We start from the raw sequence: 16734 nt of genomic DNA on the forward strand, positions 1-16734 counted from the left end.
GAAGTTCTCGTCGCGCGGCAGGTTGACGCGTATCAACCCAGCGAGAATGCCCAGCGCCCTGCGACAGCCGGTCGCGTCGCGCCCGTCAACAGCAGTTCGAGCAGATCGTGCACGCTGCGGATCGCCGTGCCGAACGGCAACGCTTCGCGGCCGCGGAAGAACAGACCGTTCGCCACGTCGCCGCGCAAGGCCGCCGCGAGCCGCGTGTCGATGCAGAAGTGGCCGAACTTCTCGATACCGTCGCGCCAGCCGCACGCGCTGAGACATTCGAGTGCGGTCGGGCAGATATGTTTGAGCGCGCCGACTTTCTCGCGGATTTTCGTTTCATGCCGCAGATAGCGCATCAGCCACGGCGTTTTCACAGCGCGCGCGGGCAGTCCCGTCACGCTGACGAATTCGACGATGTCCTCCGGCGTGGCTTCAGCCAGTACGCGCTTGAAATTCGGATGCGCGTCGCCTTCCTCGGTAACGGCGAACGGCGTGCCGAGTTGCACGCCGCTGGCGCCCGCGTTCAGCAGCTTACAGACGGCCTCGTGACTATTGATGCCGCCCGCGACGATCAAGGGCACGTCCTGCCGGTTCAGGCCGAGCGAGACGAATACCGTGTCGAGTTCTTCGAGGATGCGGAAGAAATCGAAGCGTCCATCGTGTTGATCGGTCAGGTTGCTGACGCCGAGATGGCCGCCCGCATGCGCCGGATGTTCGATCACCATCGCGTCGGGCAAACGGCCTTTTTTCATCCATTTCTTCAGCACGAGCGCGACGCCGCGGCTATCCGACAGAATCGGAATCAGCGCGATGTCGTGGCCTTGGGTCATGTCGGGCAAATCGAGCGGCAGGCCGGCGCCCATGACAATCGCGTCGGCGCCGCTTTCGCATGCGACGCGCACGTAGTCGGCTTGCGCGCTGACCGCTTTCATCACGTTGACGGCGATCATGCCGCGGCCTTCGCTGAGTGCTTTAGCGGAGTGAATTTCGCGGGTCAGCGCGGTGAGATTGGCTTCTTCCAGCGTGGCCCGCTCGGGCGACTCGCGGCAGCGTTCCGTAAGATCGCTATGATGATGCCGCAAGTCGATACTGGCGATGGTGCCCAGCGCGCCTTCGCGAGCGACGCTGCCGGCCAGCCGGTGCGCCGAAATGCCGACGCCCATGCCGCCTTGCACGATCGGCAGTAGTGAGCGGCCGCGAATAACCAGCGGTGGGAGGGGATGAGAGGTGAGCATGACTGGCCCGATGGCGGATTATCGAAACGCTGATAATCGTCGGTCGGGCGCAGCCTGCGTTGCTTCAGGTCAATGAGCGGGCCGAAGCTTTAGTCATTGTGTCGATCATTTGATATCGGTCAGCCGGATCACGCCTTGAACTGCATGGACTTGAGTTCGAGATACTCTTCGAGTCCATAGACCCCGTTTTCGCGGCCGAAAGCCGATTGTTTGAAACCGCCGAAGGGCGCGGCTATGTTCCACGTGCGGCCCGTCACCAGTTCGGCGCCCGCCTCGATGCGCGTGTGCGCCGAACAGGTTTGTCCGGAGTTCAGAAAGCACGTGGCAACGCGCGCGCCATGAAAAAAGCCCGCTTCGGAGAAGCGGGCTTTGCGGTGCAACAAGCGGTTCAGTCCTGATTACTGCACGCCCTGGCTCAACAGAAAGTCTTCGTAGTTGCCACCGAAGTCGTTCAACGTGCCATTGGTCTTCACTTCGATAATCCGATTCGCCAGGCCGCTCACGAACTCGCGGTCGTGCGACACGAAAATCAGCGTGCCTTCGAACTTGTCGAGCGCGATCTGCAGCGATTCGATCGATTCCATGTCCATGTGGTTGGTCGGCTCGTCCATCAGCAGCACGTTGTGGCGACCCAGCATCAGCTTGCCCCAGATCATGCGGCCCTTCTCGCCGCCGGAGAGCACCTTGACCGACTTGCGGATGTCGTCGGCATTGAACAGCAGCCGGCCGAGCGTGCCGCGCACCATCTGCTCGTCGTCACCTTCCTGGCGATAGCCGTCGATCCAGTCCATTAGCGTGACGTCGTCCGGAAACTCTTCGTACGTGTCCTGCGGCATATAACCGACGTTCGCGTTCTCGGCCCACTTCACCGTGCCGTGATCGAGCGTGAGCTTGCCGAGCAGCGAGCGCAACAGCGTGGTCTTGCCCGCGCCGTTCTCGCCGATGATCGCGATCCGCTCGCCCGGCTGCACGCTAATGCTGAAGTCGTTGAAAATCTGACGCTCGTACTTCTTCGAAATCTTCTCGGCCACCACCGCGATGTTGTGCAGCTTCTTCTCATACTCGAAGCGGATGAACGGGTTCTGCCGCGACGACGGCTTGAATTCCTCGATCTTGATCTTGTCGATCATCTTCAGGCGGCTGGTAGCCTGGCGCGCCTTCGACTTGTTCGCCGAGAAGCGGCGCACGAAGTCCTGCAGGTCGGCCACACGTTCCTTCGCCTTCGCGTTGGCGTTCTGCTGACGCTCGCGCGCCTGCGTGCTCGCCAGCATGTAGTCGTCGTAGTTGCCCGGATAGACCTTCAGCGTGCCGTAGTCCATGTCGGCCATGTGCGTGCAGACCTGGTTCAGGAAGTGCCGATCGTGCGAGATGATGATCATCGTCGAGTTGTACTGGTTGAGCACATCCTCCAGCCAACGGATCGAGTTGATGTCCAGGTTGTTGGTCGGCTCGTCCAGCAACAGCACGTCCGGCTTCGAGAACAGCGCCTGCGCGAGCAGCACGCGCAGCTTCCAGCCCGGCGCGACGTTGCTCATCGGGCCGTTGTGGTCCTCGATCGCGATGCCGATGCCGAGCAGCAGCTCGCCCGCGCGCGCTTCGGCGGTGTAGCCGTCGTACTCGGCGAACTTCGCTTCGAGTTCGGCGGCGTGCATGTAGTCGTCGTCCGTCGCGTCGGGGTTCGCGTAGATCGCGTCGCGCTCGGTCATGGCGGCCCACATTTCGGCGTGGCCCATCATCACAACGTCGAGCACGCGCACGTCTTCGTAGGCGAACTGATCCTGGCGCAATTTACCGAGGCGGATGTTCGGTTCGAGCATGACGTTGCCCGAACTCGGCTCCAGGTCGCTGCCCAGGATCTTCATGAAAGTGGACTTGCCGCAGCCGTTCGCACCAATCAGGCCATAGCGGTTCCCTCCCCCGAATTTGACCGAGATATTCTCGAAGAGGGGCTTTGGCCCGAATTGCATGGTGATATTGGCGGTAGACAGCACGGCGCGTCCCTTTAATGTGATATCGGCGAAAAACCCAATATTTTAGCAGGTTATCGCGAATTCAACCCGCGCGCCCGTCGCGCTACCGGCTTTGAATGCCTCGCGGTGTCTGCAAAACGTCGATGAACGCCGACAGGTCGGCCTCGCCCAGCCCCATCGCCGCGCCGAGCCGCAGCAATTGCTGAACCGTCGACGAGACCGGCATGGGCGTGCCGGTCTCGTAGGCGGTCGCCGCCACCGTGTCGATGTCCTTCTGAAAGGTCCGGAACGCGCCGATCGGCGCGAGGCCGGTTTGCGTCATGCGCGGCACGAATGTTTGCAGCAGCACCGAATCGGCCCAGCCGCCGGCCAGACCTTCGGTCAGCCGGGAAGCGTCGAGGCCGCTGCGCTGCGCGAGGCTCACCGCTTCTGCAATCGCCGCGAGCGTCGCCGTGACGATGGTTTGATTGCACAGCTTGGCGGTCTGGCCCGCGCCGACCTCGCCCATGTGCGTGACACGGGACGCGTAGGCGCTGAGCAACGGCTTGACGGCTTCGACGTCCGCAGCGGCGCCGCCCGCCATGACTGCCAGCGTGCCGGCGGTGGCGCCGGCCACGCCGCCTGACACAGGGGCGTCGATCCAGCCGATGCTGCCGGCGGCCGCTCTTTCGACCGCGTTCGAGTTCGCGCCGTCGCCCGTGTTCTCGCCGGCGCCTGTGCGTGGGTCCGCGCCTGCGCTCCTTACTCCACCTGCGCCGTCGCCCAGACCTGCGTCCTCGCCCATCCCCGCGCCCCCGTCCACACCTCCGTCCGCGCGAACCGCCGTCAGCGCCGCCGCGCGCTGCGCGAATGCGCGCGTCGCGGCCGGCGGGATGCTGGAGTGATCGACGATCCAGCGCAACCGGCCCGATACGGGCGCATCGGCGCCAAGAAGGCCCGAAGCGCCGAACACGGTCTCTTCCACCGCCGCCGCATCCGCGACGCACAGCAGCACGGCTTCACATCGTGTCGCAAGTTCTCGCGGGGTGTCGGCCACCCGGGCGCCGTCCGCCACTAACACTTCCGCCTTGGCCCGCGTGCGATTCCAGACATGCACGGTATGCCCCGCGCGCAGCAGATGCCGGATCATCGGCGCGCCCATCAAACCAGGACCGCAAAAACCAATTTCCACTTCGAACCTCGTCGGCTATCAGATTGAGTTGCGCGGACATGATAACGGCGGCGTCCGGCCACGGCATACCGGGCACGGCATGTGCGACATGACTCGCTCACACGAGGCCGTTCGCGGCGCTTGCGTTGCCTATACTTTTTGAACACCAACGAAGATCAAAGGAGGAAGTCCATGTCCGAACACGTCTACAAACAGATCGAACTGACCGGCTCGTCGACGAAATCGATCGATGACGCCATCAGCACGGCAATCGCGAAAGCGTCGAAGACGCTGCGCAATCTGCACTGGTTCGAAGTGACGGAAACGCGAGGCCAGATCGAAAACGACAAGGTGGCTTACTGGCAGGTCACCATCAAGGTCGGCCTGCGCATCGACTGACGCGCCGACGGCGTGGCCGTCAGCGCTCTAAAACTCCGACGAAAAAAGCTGCGTCCGCACCGGACGCAGCCTCTTAAAACAGGGGTTACTGAAACCTCCGCCTGTTCGATTTGGCGCCGACGTTACTTCGGCAGCGAACCGTCCACGCCTTCCACATACCAGTTCAGGCGTTGCAGTTCCGGATCGGTCAGCGTCTTGCCGGCCGGCACCTTCACCGCGCCGGACTGATCCTTGATCGGACCCGTGAAGACGTCCCACTTGCCGCCCGCCAGTTCGTCGCGCTTGGTCGCGACTTGCTTCTGCGCGTCAGCCGAAATTGCAGACGTGTTCAGATCTTCCAGGTTGACGGCCTTCTGCGGAATGCCCCACCACACCGGATCGTTCTTCCACTTGCCGTCCAGCACCTGCTGGATCGCCGCGTTGTAATACACGCCCCAGTGCGCGACCACCGAACCGAGGTGCGCGTCGGGACCGAACTTCTTCATGTCCGAATCCCAGCCGAACGCATGCACATGCTTGGCCGACGCCGTGGCGAGCGTGGCGCTCGAATCGGTGTTTTGCAGCAGCACGTCGGCGCCCTGGCCGATCAGCGTTTCAGCAGCCTGCTTCTCCTTGCCCGGATCGAACCAGCTGTTGATCCAGATAACCTTGGTATGCACCTTCGGATTCACCGAACGCGCGCCGAGCGTGTACGCATTGATGTTGCGGATCACTTCGGGAATCGGCACCGACGCCACGAAGCCGAGCGTGTTGGTCTTCGTCACGTAGCCCGCGGCGACACCGGCGAGATACGCACCCTGGTACATGCGCACGTCATAGGTGCCGAAGTTCGGCGCCTTCTTGTAGCCGGTTGCGTGCAGGAACACGGTGTCCGGGAAATCCTTCGCAACCTTCAGTTCGAAGTCCTGATAGCCGAAGCTCGAACCGAAGATGATCTTGTTGCCCTTGTTCGCCAGATCGCGGAACACGCGCTCGGAGTCTGCCGATTCCGGCACGTTTTCGATGCGCGTGATCTTGATTTTGTTGCCGAACTTCGCTTCCGCTTCCTTCGAGCCCTGATCGTGCGCGAAGGTCCAGCCGGCATCGCCCGGATTGCCCAGGTAGACGAACGCGACGCCCGGCGCATCGGCGGCCTGCGCGCTTTGCGCGAGCGGCGCAGTCACCGCGGCAGCAAGCGCCAGCGAGGCCGCGCCCCACGCGAAAGCGGTTAGCAGATTTCTTCTCTTCATGTTTTCTCCTGTCATGTTTATCGAATGATGTGAAAAGCGGAGTCGATGGTCGGTCAGCCCGCCGAGAAAAACGGTTTGCCCAGCGATGCCGGCGCATTCAGACGGATCGTGTTCGGATTGCGCGAGATCAGCACCAGCACGACGACTGTCGCGACGTACGGCAGCATCGCGAGGAATTGCGTCGGCACCGGCACGCCGATCGCCTGTGCGTAAAACTGCAGGCCGGTCACGGCGCCGAACAGCAGCGCGCCGATCAGCAGGCGTCCTGGGCGCCAGGTCGCGAACACGACCAGCGCGAGCGCGATCCAGCCGCGACCCGAGGTGAGCTGCTCCTGCCACAAGTGCAGATTGACGATCGAGTAGTAACCGCCCGCAAGCCCGGCCATGCCGCCGCCGAACGCCACCGCGCCGTAGCGCACGCCGATTACCGGAAAGCCCACCGAGTGCGCCACCTGCGGCGATTCGCCGACAGAGCGCAACACAAGTCCCGCGCGCGTGCGGTACAGGAACCAGCCGATCACCGCGAACATCAAGAACGCGAGGTAATCGAGCGGCGTGAGGCTGAAAAACGCGGGGCCGAGCACCGGGATCTTGGACAGACCGGGAATGGTCCACGTGTCGATGGTCGCGCGCACCGCCGCCGATGTGTACGGCTTGCCGACATACGCCGACAGGCCGATGCCGAAGATCGTCAGCGAGAGGCCGGTGGCGACCTGATTGGCGAGCATGGTGAGCGTGAGAAACGCGAACAGCAGCGACATGGCGAGACCGGCGCCGATCGCGGCGAGCACGCCGAGCCACGGGCTGCCGGTGATCGCGGTGACCGCGTAGCCGGTCACCGCGCCCATCAGCATCATGCCTTCGACGCCAAGGTTGAGAACGCCCGATTTTTCGGTGACGAGTTCGCCCGCGCCCGCGAACATCAGCGGAATCGCGGCGGTGACGGCGCTCGACGTGAGCGAGCTGGCTTGTTGAATGTCCATTTAGATCCGGCGCAAAAATCAGTGAACGATGAGCAGTGGGCGAGTCAGTGAGCCTGGGCGGCCAGCGTGCGTCGGCGCACGCGGTAGTTTACGAACAGGTCGGCGCCCAGCAGGCAGAACAGCAACAGCCCCTGGAACACGCCGGAAAGCGCCTGCGGCAGTTGCATCGAGGTTTGCACGGCTTCGCCGCCGAGATACAGCAGCGCCATCAGCAGGCTGGCGAGCACGATGCCGAGCGGATGCAGCCGTCCCACGAACACGACGATGATGGCCGTGAAGCCATAACCCGGCGACCACGTGGCCTGCAACTGGCCGATCGGGCCGGAGATCTCGCCCATGCCGGCGAGGCCCGCGAGGCCGCCGCTGATCAGAAGCGACGTCCAGATGGTCTTCTTGTCGGAAAAACCGGCGTAGCGCGCGGCAAGCGGCGCGAGACCGCCGACGTTCATGCGGTAGCCCGCGAAACTCTTGCGCATGAAAACCCACACGAGCGGAATCGCGATCAGCGTGACGAACACCGAAGCGTTCAGACGCGTGCCGCGCAGCCATTTGACGTGCCAGTCGCCCGAGAAAGTCGGATAGAGCGCGTCGCCGCTGAACATCTCCGAGAGCGGGAAGTTCATGCCCTGCGGGTCGCGCCACGGGCCGCTCACCAGGTAGATCAGCAGTTGCGTGGCCACGTACGTCAGCATCAGGCTGACGAGAATCTCGTTGGTGTTGAAACGGCTTTTGAGCAGCGCCGGAATCGCCGCCCACGCCATGCCGCCGAGCACGCCGGCGATCATCATGGTCGGCAGAATCCACCAGCCGGTGGCCTGATCGAAATAGATCGCGACGCCGCTTGCGGCGATGCCGCCGAGCAGCATCTGCCCTTCCGCGCCGATGTTCCACACGTTGGCGCGATAGCCGATGGCAAGACCGAGGCCGATCAGGCACAACGGCGACGCCTTCAGCAGCAGTTCGGACCAGCCGTTCACGCTGGACAGCGGCTCGATGAAAAACGCGTGCATGGCTTGCAACGGATCGCGGCCGACGAGGCTGAAGATCAGAAAGCCGATCGCGAGCGTGAGCAACGCGGCGATCAGCGGCACGGCGAGCTGCATGGTGCGCGAGGGCGTTGTGCGGGCTTCGAGTCGATACGGAAGAATCATGGGTAGCGTGTGATTTATATGGTTCTGATGATGCCGGGCGACGTCACGCGTATTCGCGAGACAGACGCCGGCTCAGGCATGCGCCGGCTGTTCCGCCGAAGGCGCCGCGCCCTCGCGGTCGCCAAACAGGCCCGCCATCCAGCGGCCGATTTCCTCGGCGTTGGTCGCCCCGGTGGCGCGCACCGGCGAGAGTCTGCCGCCTGCGAGCACCGCGATCCGATCGCAGATGTCGAACAACTCTTCCAACTCCTCCGAGATCACCAGAATCGCCACGCCGCGCGCCGACAGATCGAGCAACTGCTGGCGAATAAAGGACGCCGCGCCGACGTCCACGCCCCACGTGGGTTGCGCGACGACCAGCACCTTCGGCGCCTGCAGAATCTCGCGGCCCATGATGTATTTCTGCAGATTGCCGCCCGACAGACTTTGCGCGAGCGCTTCGGAGCCGCCGCAGCGCACGTCGAAAGCGTCGATGCAGCGCTTCGCGAATGCGCGCATCGCGCCGGCCTTGATCCAGCCCGAGTTCACCATCTGCTGACGATGCGCGGTGAGCAGCGCGTTTTCCGACAGCGTCATGGCCGGCACCGCCCCGCGCCCGAGGCGCTCTTCCGGCACGAAGCCAAAGCCGAGCGCCCGCCGGCCACCTGCGCCGAGGCGCCCGGCCGCCTTGCCGCAAATGGTGACCGCGTCGGCGCGCACGCCGCGTTTTTCGCCCGACAGCGCCGACAGGAGTTCCGCCTGGCCGTTACCCGAGACGCCCGCGATGCCGAAGATTTCGCCCGCATGCACGCCGAACGACACGTCGCGCAACGAGGTGCCGAACGGGTCGTCGCTTTCCACCGAGAGCTGCTTCACGTCGAGCAGCACGGCGCCCGGATTGTGTTCGCGCCGCGTGTAATCGGGCAGCGAATGGCCGACCATCAATTGCGCGAGCGACGCGTGCGTCTCGCCCTTCGGCTTCACGTGGCCGGTCACGCGGCCGCCGCGCATCACCGTCGCGGTGTCGCACAGCTCCTGGATTTCGTCGAGCTTGTGGCTGATATAGAGGATGCTGCAGCCTTCGGCAGCGAGCCGCCGCAGCGTCTCGAACAGCTTGCGGACCGCTTGCGGCGTCAGCACCGAAGTCGGCTCGTCCATGATCAGCAAACGCGGATTCTGCAGCAGACAACGCACGATCTCCACGCGTTGCCGCTCGCCCACCGTCAGACTATGCACATGGCGCTGCGGATCGATATCGAGCCCGTAGTCGGCGGAGACTTCGCGGATGCGCCTCGAAAGCGTCTTCAGATCGAAGGGTTCGTCGAGCGCAAGCGCGATGTTTTCGCCGACCGTGAGCGTCTCGAACAGCGAAAAGTGCTGGAACACCATGCCGATGCCCAACTTGCGCGCCGCCGCCGGATTGGCGATCTCGACCGTCTGGCCTTCCCAGCGAATCTCGCCGGCGTCGGGCCGCACCGCGCCGTAGATGATTTTCATCAGCGTGCTTTTGCCGGCGCCATTCTCGCCGAGCACCGCATGGATTTCTCCCGGCGCGACGATCAACGTGACGTCGTCGTTGGCTCGCACGGCCGGATATTGTTTGGTGATGCCCTGAAGCACCAACCGGGGCGCCGCCTGTTCCGGCCTGTCTGCCGGCTGCGCGGCGGCGCCGTCGCTATAAGAAGAGTCGCTCATGTGATTCCGTAGTACGTCAGTGACTGCCGGTTACAGCGCGTCCGTCCACCTTGCCGGCAGGCGATCCGTCACCACAACCGGATGACAATACCTAATTCGACCCAGTCAGTCGAGCCGCCAAAATTCCCCGCAAACCCGCGTCGCAGCGAGCTCTGCGGGTATCCCACTCTTGACGCGGCTTTACGTTCATATTAAAAGTCATATACACCCACGCCCACTCGATCAGCCAGAACATATATTTCGGAGAAGTCATGAGTCAGCAACGCGAGGCGATCGATACGTACCTGTTACGCGTCTTGCATACCCTGTTGATGGAACGCAGCGTCACGCGCGCGGCCGTCAAACTGAATCAATCGCAACCCGCCATCAGCGCGGCGCTGCGCCGTTTGCGCGACATCACCGGCGACCCGCTGCTGGTGCGCGGCAAGTCCGGCATGGTGCCCACGGAATACGGCCTGCGCCTGCTCGAACCGGTGCAGAACGCGCTGCGCGAGATCGAACGCATCAAGTTCCAGCAACACAACTTCGATCCGGCCACTTCGATCCGTTGCTACCGGATCGGCTGCCCGGACTACCTGAACGTCTTGTTCGTGCCGACGGTGGTCGAACGCTTTCGTCAGGCCGCGCCGAACGCGACGCTCGAGTTTCACTCGCTGGGGCCGGCTTTCGACTACGAACTCGCGCTCGAGGATGGCAAGCTCGACATCGTGGTCGGCAACTGGCCGGAGCCGCCGGAACAGTTGCATCTGTCGAACCTGTTTGTCGATCAGATCGTCTGCCTGATGAGCAACACGCATCCGTTCGCCAAACGCGGCGGTCTCACACTCGACCAGTACCTGAATGCGCCGCATCTCGCGCCTACTCCTTATTCGGTGGGCCAGCGCGGCGCGATCGACGTGCATCTCGCGCGCGAGCGGCTCAAGCGCCATGTGGTCGTGACGCTGCCGTACTTCAATCTGGCGCCGTACGTGCTGATCAAGTCCGATCTGATCTTCACGACGACGCGCCTCTTTGCCGATTACTACGCCAAGTTCCTGCCGCTCACGGTCGTGCCCGCACCGCTCGATTTCCCGCCGATGCAGTACTACCAGCTGTGGCACGAGCGCGTGCATTACTCCGATGAAGTGCGCTGGCTGCGCAGCCTGGTCGCCGAGGCGACCAAGACGTTGATCGACAAGCCTTGAGTTTTTGCTTTGCTTTACGGGTTATCGGCGGCGCCGATAACCCGTTCCTTCTTTTACGCCGCAGCTTCGTAAAGCGTCTTCGCCAACCGGTTGTGCTGCTCGATGACCGGCCCGAGCTCCAGCGTCGTCAACTGCCCTTCTTTCACGACGACCTTGCCGCCGATCACGCTGTAGCTCACTTGCGACGGTGCGCAGAAGACGAGTGCCGCGACCGGGTCGTGCAACGCGCCCGCGAAAAGCGGCTGACGCAGATCGAACGACACGAAATCCGCCGCCATGCCTGGCGCCAGCGCACCGATATCGTCGCGATTGAGCACCTTCGCGCCGCCTAGCGTCGCAATTTCCAGCGCCTCGCGTGCGGTCATCGCATCCGGTCCGAAACCGACTCGTTGCAGCAACAAAGCCTGACGCACTTCGGCAATCATCTGCGCGCCGTCGTTCGACGCCGATCCGTCGACGCCCAAGCCCACCGGCACGCCCGCCAGACGCATGCGCTTCACCGGCGCGATACCCGACGCGAGCCGCATGTTCGAACACGGGCAATGTGCGACGCCGGTGCCGGTGCGCGCGAACAGGTCGATGCCGGCGTCGTCGAGTTGCACGCAGTGCGCATGCCACGCATCGTGGCCAACCCAGCCGAGGTCTTCCGCGTACTCCGCCGGCGTCATGCCGAACTTCTCGCGGCTGTACGCGATGTCGTTGACGTTTTCCGCCAGGTGCGTATGCATCGACACGCCATACTGCCGCGCCATCACCGCGGATTCACGCATCAGATCGCGGCTCACCGAGAATGGCGAGCATGGCGCGACCACCACACGCAGCATCGCGTAACGTCCTTCGTCGTGATACGTCTCGATCAGCCGCTGGGTGTCCTTCAGGATGTCCGCTTCACGCTCGACCACTGAATCCGGCGGCAAGCCGCCGTCTTTCTGCCCGACGCTCATGCTGCCGCGTGCCGCGTGAAAACGCATACCGATCCGGCGCGCCGCGCCGATGCTGTCGTCGAGCCGGCTGCCGTTCGGATAGATATACAAATGGTCGCTCGACGTCGTGCAGCCGGACAGCAGCAACTCCGCCATTGCCGTCAGTGTCGAGACTTCGATCATCTCCGGCGTGAGGTTCGCCCACACCTTGTAGAGGCTCGTCAGCCAGCCGAACAGTTCGGCGTTCTGCGCGGCGGGAATCGCCCGCGTCAGGCTCTGATACATGTGGTGGTGCGTGTTGACGAGGCCCGGAATCACCAGATGCCCGCGCATATCCAGCACTTCGTCGGCCGTTTGCGGCAATTCCGCCGTCGGTCCAACCGCGACGATGCGGTTGTCCTCGATAAACATGCCGCCGTCGCGCAGTTCGCGCCGGGCGCCGTCCATCGTGACCAGCACATCCGCGTGCTTCACCAACATCGTCTTCTTAGGCTTGTTAGCCGCTTGTTCCATCGTCATTCGTTTCTCCGCTTCATTGCTTCCGTGCAAAGCCGTTCGAACGCGATGTGACGGCACGCCACCGCGCCGCCGCGTCCCGTCGAACGCCGTTGGCCCGGTTACCCAGCGTGTTTCCGCCGTCTTCGGGGTGCGTCGCGGCTGAATCGTCTTCGATTCGTGTTTGCCGCAATGCACGGACGTAACCTTCGACGGCCAAAATAATGCTGACAACTCACGCCAATGCGATACCCAACTTCACGCTGCCGATATAGTGGGCCTTTTTTGGCGCCGGTACGATCCGCCGGTAAGGCAAATGCGCTGTAATAGTCGAAGGAATCGGGTCGTTGCGGCTTTCAACAGGCTGTCCGTCATGCGCCAGCTATTATCTTTCCTATCTCGCGCGCGCTGGACGGAACAACCTTTTTACAATGGCTGTCACGGCGCTCGCTTCAATTCGCCGACGGGTATGTAGCCACTGACGTGGAGCCTCGATCCGCCGCAAACGTATCTGGATCGGGCTGCCGCCGAAACCTCGCATTCACATAAGGAAAATTGCGAATGGGAAAGCTCACTACCCATGTGCTCGACACCGCCAACGGCCGTCCCGGCGCGGGCATCAAGGTCGAACTCTTCGCGCTCTCGGGCGACACGCGCCGCGCGCTCAAAACCACCACCACCAATGACGACGGCCGTTGCGACCAGCCGCTGCTCGAAGGCGATGCGCTAGTCGCGGGCGAATACGAACTCGTGTTCGGCGCAGGCGACTACTTCGCGTCGATCGGCACGAAGGTGCCGGAGCCACGCTTCGTCGATCGCGTCGTGTTGCGCTTCGGCGTGGCCGATGCCGGCGCGCACTATCACGTGCCGCTGCTCGTGTCGCCGTGGTCGTATAGCACCTATCGCGGCAGCTAAGGAGACACCTGCCGCGAAGTGTTGGAAAGAGGTTGGACGAAGCGAGGTCGAGTTCGCGCAGCAGGACCATCGCGCTCGATTGCATTGCGCAGATGCTCAGGGACATACAGGGACACACGGGCGAGCACCCGCGAAACGCAATCGAACGCACGCGAGTCGACCCACTTCGACCCGACCCCGGCCAGCCGGACGAGCCAATAAAAAACGGCGCTGTGCGAACTGAGCGCATCGCGTCTTCACCCCGCAGTCTGCGCAGCGACGTGCTGCCCTGCCAACGACCCGTCAGCCGGGTTTCAAAAGGCACATGACGTCGCTGCGAGTACAACGAATCAGAAGTGGAGGAGTTTCATGGAAGGCTTTATCACAGACTGGTTGAATCTGGCGATTCGCTGGTTTCACGTCATCGCCGCGATTGCATGGATCGGCGAATCATTTTATTTCGTTGCGCTCGACAACAGCCTGAAACCGCCGACGGACCCGAACCAGCGCAGGCGCGGCGTGTTCGGCGAACTGTGGCACGTGCACGGCGGCGGCTTCTACAACATGCAGAAGTACACGGTCGCGCCGCCGGAAATGCCGGACGATCTGCACTGGTCGAAGTGGCCGTCGTACACCACGTGGTTGTCGGGCTTCGGTCTCTTCACCGTGCTGTATCTGTTCTCGCCGAGCACTTACCTGATCGACAAGAACGTGCTGGATATGGGACCGGTGGTCGCCGTCGCCTCGGCGCTCGGCTTCCTCGCCGCCGGCTGGATCGTATACGACTCGTTGTGCCGCATTCTCGGCAACAAGGACAAGGTGCTCGGCATCTGCGTCGGCGTGTATGTGCTGATCGCGGCGTGGCTCGCGTGTCATATCTTTGCAGGCCGCGCGGCTTACCTGATCATGGGCGCGATGCTGGCCACGATCATGTCGGCCAACGTGTTCTTCGTAATCATTCCGGGCCAGCGCAAGATGGTCGACGCCATGCTCAAAGGCGAGACACCGAACCCGATTTATGGCAAGCGCGGCAAGCAGCGCTCGGTGCACAACACGTATTTCACGCTGCCGGTGGTGTTCGCGATGCTGTCGAACCACTACGCGATGACCTACACGCATCCGTACAATTGGGCCGTGCTGCTTGTCATCATGCTCGCCGGCGCGCTGATCCGTCAGTTCTTCGTGATGCGTCACCGTGGCCAGGTGTTGTGGTATTTGCCGCTGGCGGGCATTGCCCTGATGTTCGGCGCCCTCTTCTGGACCATGCCGAAGCCGATGGTGCCGCAAGCGCAAGCGGCCAACGCGCCGACGATCAAAGTGGCTGACATCGCACCGGTGCTGCAACAGCGCTGCGTGGCCTGTCACTCCGCGCATCCGACGATGATGGGCAGCGCCCCCGCCGGCGTGCTGCTGGATACGCCGGATGAAATCTCGCAGAACGCGCAGCGGATTTACCAGCAAGCCGTGACGCTGAAGGCCATGCCGCTCGGCAACGTGACGCACATGACCGACGACGAGCGGATGAAGATCGCCGCCTGGTTCCAGGGTGGCGCAGTGAAGTGATAGTCGAGCCGGGTATCCCGCCCGGCATGGCGACGGATGAAGCAATATGAAGCGGGCTTTTCGCGCTAGCGGGAAGCCCGCTTTTCTTTGGCCGCACTGGTGTTGGCGTCTCCAAGGCTGGCGTGGTCAAATTGTAGCCTATGGGCTACAATTTTCCTAGAATTCGATTGAAATGTAGCCCATGAGGCACAAATTCCAAAGACCTCGTTGTGCTCGATGGGCTACAATAAGCCATCAATTCGCCGAAATTGACGCCCCGAGGCTACAAATGACCAATCTCGCCGATGTATCTGACATGCTGAAGGCGGTTCGCCACGAAAGCCATCTGTCGCAAGAGGAGTTGGCGCGCCGGGCGGGCGTCGCGCGCACCACCGTCGCGCGTATGGAAACGCTCGCCAAAAACGATATGAGCGTGTCCGTGCTCGTGCGCCTGCTCGAAGCGGCAGGCTACGACCTCAAGTTCGTCGCGCATGGCCACGGGCGCACGCTCGAAGACATCCTCGCTGAACAACGCAATCCGGACGCCAACCAATGAGGCTCGACGTCCAGGTATTGGGCAAAAACGTCGCCACGCTATTTCGCGAGCGCGACGACTACGTCCTCAAATACAACCGCGACGCGAGCACGGCGGATTTCGTCAGCCTGACCATGCCGGTGCGTGAAGAACCCTGGCGCTGGCCGCGCGATCTGCATCCGTTTTTCCGGCAAAACCTGCCGGAGGGTTATCTGCTGAATCTGATTCGCGAGCAGTTCGGACCGTTGCTCGACGGCACCGACCTGTCGCTGGTCGCGGTGGTCGGCGCGATGGGGATCGGCCGTGTCACCGTGACGCCGGAAGGCGTCGCGCCCGGAACGGAACTGCGAGCGCTCGACGTGCAGGACATTTTGCACGGCGACAACACGGCCGAACATTTCGCACGACTCGTGCGCGAGTATGCGCGGGCGGCCATCTCGGGCGCCGTGCCCAAGTTCATCGCGCCACAGGACGATGCCTCGCAGCCATTCACGTCAATGCCGCTCGGCAAACCCACCATCCGGACAAGCCGCCACATCATCAAAGGCTCGGACGACAGCACGCCGTTTCTCGGCTTCAACGAGTTCTATTCCATGCGCGTACTGGAGCGGCTCAGCGTCGCGCCGGTCGCGCGCACGAAGATGTCGGACGATGGCCGGGCGCTGATCGTCGAACGCTTCGACGTCGACGCACAGGGAAAGCCGGCCTATGGCGTCGAGGACCTGTGCGGTCTCCTTGGTTTGCCGCCGCACGAAAAATATAACTCGACCAGTGAGAAAATGCTCAACGCCGCGCGCGCCTATCTGCTCGATCGCGACACCATGCGCGAGCAGCTGGAGCATCTCGGCTGGCATATGTTGACGAACTACGTCGTACGCAACGCGGATTGCCATACGAAGAACGTGGCGTTGTTCTATACATCGGTCGACGATGTCGCGTTCACGCCCGTCTACGACATCGTCACGACGCAGGCGTACCCGCGTTTCGCGGCGAATCCTCCGGGCTTGCCGATCGACGGCCGCAAAACCTGGGCAGCCGGCAAAACGCTGGAGCGCTTCTTCAACACGCGCATGGGCATCGCGCCGCGGCAATACGCGCAGATGGTCGAGGCGTTGTGCGATTCGGCCGTCGCCGTCGGTCAGGAGTTGATCGAAGCGGCGCGCAACGAACCGCAATGGCACACCGTCGCGAAGCACATGCTTCACGCCTGGGACGACGGCATGGCGTCCTTGCGCTTACCGAAGAAGAGTCTGCAATTCAAAGGACTCAAACCGGCGATCGAAGCCGCAGGTTTTTCCATGCCGGAGCCGGCGGAACGCGCGCGAGAGGTGATTGGACGCTCGCCGCTTCTTGGCAAGCGTGGCTAGAGGCGCAACGACGGG

At 62.9% G+C, this 16734-nt stretch carries 14 protein-coding genes and 1 pseudogene; 6 read left to right on the forward strand and 9 right to left on the reverse strand.

Annotated features, from left to right (window positions below):
- Positions 1–32: 32 nt before the first annotated feature.
- From B0G81_RS36280 to B0G81_RS36295, 4 genes and pseudogenes are all read right to left on the reverse strand, one after another.
- A complete protein-coding gene (locus B0G81_RS36280; RefSeq protein ID WP_134142378.1) occupies positions 33–1223 on the reverse strand; it encodes a nitronate monooxygenase family protein in 1191 nt (396 codons plus the stop codon).
- A gap of 128 nt (positions 1224–1351) precedes the next feature.
- Positions 1352–1480: pseudogene (locus B0G81_RS36285) on the reverse strand (aldehyde dehydrogenase family protein); the annotation flags it as partial.
- 141 nt (positions 1481–1621) lie between these two features.
- Positions 1622–3214 carry an ABC-F family ATPase gene (locus B0G81_RS36290; RefSeq protein WP_106285582.1) on the reverse strand — a complete coding sequence of 531 codons (1593 nt, stop codon included), beginning with the start codon at positions 3212–3214 and terminating at the stop codon, positions 1622–1624.
- 82 nt (positions 3215–3296) lie between these two features.
- On the reverse strand, positions 3297–4364 hold the full coding sequence (locus B0G81_RS36295) for an NAD(P)-dependent oxidoreductase (RefSeq protein WP_134142380.1): 1068 nt from the start codon (positions 4362–4364) through the stop codon (positions 3297–3299).
- A 171-nt stretch (positions 4365–4535) separates the two neighbouring features.
- Between B0G81_RS36295 and B0G81_RS36300 the strand changes: the two genes are divergently transcribed.
- A complete protein-coding gene (locus tag B0G81_RS36300) occupies positions 4536–4742 on the forward strand; it encodes a dodecin (RefSeq protein ID WP_091793652.1) in 207 nt (68 codons plus the stop codon).
- Between the two features lie 122 nt (positions 4743–4864).
- Here the strand turns inward: B0G81_RS36300 and B0G81_RS36305 are convergent, their stop codons facing one another.
- The 4 genes from B0G81_RS36305 to B0G81_RS36320 all read right to left on the reverse strand — a co-directional run bounded on the left by B0G81_RS36305 (position 4865) and on the right by B0G81_RS36320 (position 9779).
- On the reverse strand, positions 4865–5971 hold the full coding sequence (locus B0G81_RS36305) for a BMP family ABC transporter substrate-binding protein (protein ID WP_134142382.1): 1107 nt from the start codon (positions 5969–5971) through the stop codon (positions 4865–4867).
- Positions 5972–6024: 53 nt separating this feature from the next.
- Positions 6025–6954, reverse strand: coding sequence for an ABC transporter permease (locus tag B0G81_RS36310; RefSeq protein WP_012433315.1), 930 nt, complete (start codon positions 6952–6954; stop codon positions 6025–6027).
- 44 nt (positions 6955–6998) lie between these two features.
- Entirely contained in the window at positions 6999–8105 is a 1107-nt protein-coding gene (locus B0G81_RS36315) for an ABC transporter permease (RefSeq protein ID WP_134142384.1), read from the reverse strand.
- A gap of 72 nt (positions 8106–8177) precedes the next feature.
- Positions 8178–9779, reverse strand: coding sequence for an ABC transporter ATP-binding protein (locus tag B0G81_RS36320; RefSeq protein WP_134142386.1), 1602 nt, complete (start codon positions 9777–9779; stop codon positions 8178–8180).
- A 251-nt stretch (positions 9780–10030) separates the two neighbouring features.
- Between B0G81_RS36320 and B0G81_RS36325 the strand changes: the two genes are divergently transcribed.
- On the forward strand, positions 10031–10963 hold the full coding sequence (locus B0G81_RS36325) for a LysR substrate-binding domain-containing protein (RefSeq protein ID WP_074764203.1): 933 nt from the start codon (positions 10031–10033) through the stop codon (positions 10961–10963).
- Between the two features lie 53 nt (positions 10964–11016).
- Here B0G81_RS36325 and B0G81_RS36330 read toward each other — a convergent pair whose 3' ends face one another.
- The gene (locus B0G81_RS36330) at positions 11017–12405 is read right to left on the reverse strand and encodes an 8-oxoguanine deaminase (protein ID WP_134142388.1); all 1389 of its coding nucleotides are present in this window, start codon (positions 12403–12405) and stop codon (positions 11017–11019) included.
- A 537-nt stretch (positions 12406–12942) separates the two neighbouring features.
- On the opposite strand from B0G81_RS36330, the gene uraH reads away from it, so the two are divergent.
- The 4 genes from uraH to B0G81_RS36350 all read left to right on the forward strand — a co-directional run bounded on the left by uraH (position 12943) and on the right by B0G81_RS36350 (position 16719).
- The gene (gene uraH, locus B0G81_RS36335; protein WP_012433320.1) at positions 12943–13296 is read left to right on the forward strand and encodes a hydroxyisourate hydrolase; all 354 of its coding nucleotides are present in this window, start codon (positions 12943–12945) and stop codon (positions 13294–13296) included.
- 348 nt (positions 13297–13644) lie between these two features.
- On the forward strand, positions 13645–14838 hold the full coding sequence (locus B0G81_RS36340; RefSeq protein WP_116141855.1) for a urate hydroxylase PuuD: 1194 nt from the start codon (positions 13645–13647) through the stop codon (positions 14836–14838).
- 268 nt (positions 14839–15106) lie between these two features.
- Positions 15107–15373 (forward strand): helix-turn-helix transcriptional regulator, encoded by a 267-nt coding sequence (locus B0G81_RS36345; RefSeq protein WP_116117198.1) that lies wholly within the window; start codon positions 15107–15109, stop codon positions 15371–15373.
- Entirely contained in the window at positions 15370–16719 is a 1350-nt protein-coding gene (locus B0G81_RS36350; protein ID WP_134142391.1) for a type II toxin-antitoxin system HipA family toxin, read from the forward strand. The genes B0G81_RS36345 and B0G81_RS36350 overlap by 4 nt, the downstream gene beginning before the upstream one ends.
- The last annotated feature ends 15 nt before the right edge of the window (positions 16720–16734 follow it).

Origin of the sequence: Paraburkholderia sp. BL6665CI2N2, from assembly GCF_004366535.1 — a bacterium.
GTDB lineage: Bacteria > Pseudomonadota > Gammaproteobacteria > Burkholderiales > Burkholderiaceae > Paraburkholderia.